Here is a 3,121-nt window from a genome sequence, read left to right as displayed (position 1 = left end):
GGGCCGGCGAGGGCGAAGAGGCGCGGGTGTCTGAGCGCAGCGAGTTCCCGCGCCGTCCCTCGACGGACCGAGGAGCGCAGGGTACCGGCGTGCGCAGCACGACGGCTCGCGGACTGGCGGCGCGTTTCTTTTGGTTACTTTTCTTTTCGCGCGAAAAGAAAAGTGACGCCCATGAACCGTGATCAACCTTCAGCAATCAACAGAAGAAGGAAGAACAAACCTACCCCACCGGCAACAGGATCGACACACACAGCCCGCCCTCGGTGCGGTTCTGCAGTGACACGCGACCACCGTGCGCCTCGACGATCTCGCGGGTGAGGGCCAGCCCCAGCCCGGTGCCGTTGCGCTTGGTCGAATAGAACGGCATCAGCGCATTCTGCAGCACCTGCTCGTTCATGCCCTTGCCCCGGTCCAGCACATCCAGCCGCAACCACTGCGGCAGCCGGGTCAGCTGCACCTGCACGTCGTCGTTCGGCGGATCTGCTTCGGCGCAGGCCTCGTGCGCGTTCTTCAGCAGGTTGAGCAGGGCCTGGCCGAACTGGGCGATGTCGATCCGGCTGCTCAGTTCTTCGTCGGGTTCACGCTCCATCGTGAACGGAATCTGCTGGCACAGGCTGGACAGGAATGGCGCCCAGTGCACGGTCTGCAGCTGCGGTTGCGGCAGCTTTGCGAAACGCGCGTAGCCGCGGATGAAGCCTTCCAGGTGGCGTGCGCGGTCTTCGATGGTGGTGAAGATCTCCGGCAGCCGGTCGAAGCGTTCGCGCTTGACCAGCTCGCCACCGGAGTGCGCCAGTGAGGCGATCGGCGCCAGCGAGTTGTTGAGTTCGTGGCTGATCACCCGGATCACCTTCTTCCAGGTCTGTACTTCCTGCCGGCGCAGTTCGGCAGTGAGCTGGCGTACCAACAGCAGGTCATGCGGGCGGCCGTTGAGCTGGAACGCGCGCCGCGACAGGTGATAGACCTGTTCGTCGTCCTCGTCGCCTTCCACGCCGTCTTCGCTTTCCGACTTCACCGCAAACAGGCTGTCGCCGCCGCGGCCGATGGCATCGCGCAGTTCCACCGGCAGCTGCTCGAGCACGTCTTCCATGCGCTGGCCTTCCAGCTTCCAGCCGCTGTGCAGCAGCTTGCGTGCGGCCAGGTTGGAGAACACCACGCGGGAAATACCATCGCCACCCGCAGCGATCAGCAGCATCGCCACCGGTGTGTTCTGCACCATGGTGTCCAGCAGCAGTTCGCGCTGCACCAGGCCTTGGCGCTGTGCACGCAGCACTTCGCCCAGTTCGCGGTGCGCCTGCACCAGGTCACCCAGTTCGTCATTGCCGGGCCAGTAGATACCGAAGTTGTACTCACCGTCGCGGTAGCTGCTGGTGGTCCCGGACAGCGCCCGCATCAACGAGCGCACCGGTGCGGTGGCGCGGCGCAGCGTCCACCACATCAATGACAGCAGGATGATCGTGGAGACCGTGGTCACCACCCAGCCATGGTCCATCCAGTAGGCCAGCAGCCACGGCAGCGCGGCAGCCAGCGCCAGCACCGGCAGCAGGCGCAGGAACAGGCGGAAGGTGAAGGAGCGTCGCTTCATTCGCGCGGAATGCCATGACGGTCCATGCGCCGGTACAGCGCCTGCCGGCTCAGCCCAAGCTCGGCGGCGGCCTGGGCGATGACCCCATGGTTGCGCGCCAGCACTTCTTCGATGCGTGCGCGGTCGGGATCATTGCCGGCGCTTGGCGCAGGGCGTGGCGCAGCCGGCGCACGCGGCAGGTTGAGATCGCCCACTTCGATGCGGTTGCCGGTAGCCAGCAGTTCGGCACGCTGGATCACGTTGCGCAGCTCGCGCACGTTGCCCGGCCACAGGTGCCGCTGCAGCGCAGTGGCAGCCGTGCTGGACAGCGGCTTGCCGATGTTGAGGAAATACTCGRCCAACGGCACGATGTCGCCGGGACGCTCGGCCAACGGCGGCAGCGTCAGTTCCACCGTGTTGAGCCGGTAGTAGAGGTCTTCGCGGAACGTACCTTCGCGGATCATCGCCGGCAGATCGGCATTGGTTGCACTGACCACGCGCACCTTGACCTGGCGTTCGCGGTTGGAGCCCAGGCGCTCGAAACGTCCTGTCTCCAGCACGCGCAGCAGCTTCATCTGCCCGCCCAGCGACAGGTTGCCGATCTCATCCAGGAACAGCGTGCCGCCGTCGGCCGCCTCGAACTTGCCTTCGCGCGCCTTGTTGGCGCCGGTGTAGGCACCGGCCTCGGCACCGAACAGTTCGGCCTCGATCAGTTCGGAGGGCAGGGCGCCGCAGTTGACCGCCACGAACGGACCCTTGGCCACCAGCGAGTTGGCCTGGATGATCTGCGCGATCTTCTCCTTGCCCGCGCCGTTGGGGCCGGTGATCAGCACCGGCAGCTCCGAGCGCGCGACCTGGCAGGCCAGGGCGATCACCCGCTCGCTGGCGGGGTCGGCGAACACTGCGCCACACAACGCGTACTTGTCTTCCAGCGCATGCCGCTGGCGTTGTTCGCGCTGGCGTCGCTGGTCCAGTTCGCGCCGCGCTTCGGACAACTCCAGCAGGTTGTTGACCGTGGTCAGCAGCTTGCGGTCATCCCAGGGCTTGGCCAGGTAGTCGGCGGCACCGGCCTTGACCAGGTCCACCGCGCTGCTCAGGTGGGTCCAGGCCGTCAGCAGGATTACCGGCAGATCGGGGTGGCGTTCGCGGATCTGCGCGAACAGAGCCTCGCCTTCCTCACCGGAAGTGGTGTCCTCGCTGAAATTCATGTCCTGGATCACCAGGTCGACCGGCTGCGATTCCAGCAGCGCCAGCCCTTCGGCCGGGCTCTGCGCCTGCAGGGTGTCGATGTCGTGCAGGGAAAACAGCACATCCAGCGCAGTACCCACGCTGGCGTTGTCGTCGATGATCAGGATCGCAGGCATTCGGCGGCTTCTGGAAGGGCAGGGAAGCGCCGGAAAGCGTCGGCGCCGCGCACGGAAAAGGGTGGATGACGCCGGAGCTTTCGGCGCCACCCACCAAGCATAGCCAAACCCGTGGCAGCGCAGGGGCCGCCGGGTCTCAGCGTCGTGGCGGGGGCGGCGGCGGCGGAGCCGGAGGGGGGGGCGGTGGCGCCAGCGC

At 66.5% G+C, this 3,121-nt stretch carries 3 protein-coding genes; 1 reads left to right on the top strand and 2 read right to left on the bottom strand.

The window, feature by feature from the left end:
- Positions 1 to 182, top strand: a 182-nt coding sequence (locus tag AB4Y84_RS17585) for a hypothetical protein (RefSeq protein ID WP_442250552.1), incomplete at its 5' end; no start/stop codon positions are given.
- Between the two features lie 38 nt (positions 183 to 220).
- Here the strand turns inward: AB4Y84_RS17585 and AB4Y84_RS17580 are convergent.
- Positions 221 to 1,582, bottom strand: a complete 1,362-nt coding sequence (locus tag AB4Y84_RS17580; RefSeq protein WP_363731492.1) for a sensor histidine kinase — start codon at positions 1,580 to 1,582, stop codon at positions 221 to 223.
- A complete protein-coding gene (locus AB4Y84_RS17575; RefSeq protein WP_442250551.1) occupies positions 1,579 to 2,925 on the bottom strand; it encodes a sigma-54-dependent transcriptional regulator in 1,347 nt (448 codons plus the stop codon). The genes AB4Y84_RS17580 and AB4Y84_RS17575 overlap by 4 nt, the downstream gene beginning before the upstream one ends.
- Positions 2,926 to 3,121: the final 196 nt, after the last annotated feature.

This window comes from Stenotrophomonas sp. 2YAF22, assembly GCF_052114665.1.
Classification (GTDB): domain Bacteria; phylum Pseudomonadota; class Gammaproteobacteria; order Xanthomonadales; family Xanthomonadaceae; genus Stenotrophomonas; species Stenotrophomonas indicatrix.
The sequence above is the reverse complement of the archived record's forward strand: the minus strand, read 5'-3'. Positions and strand labels throughout refer to the sequence as shown.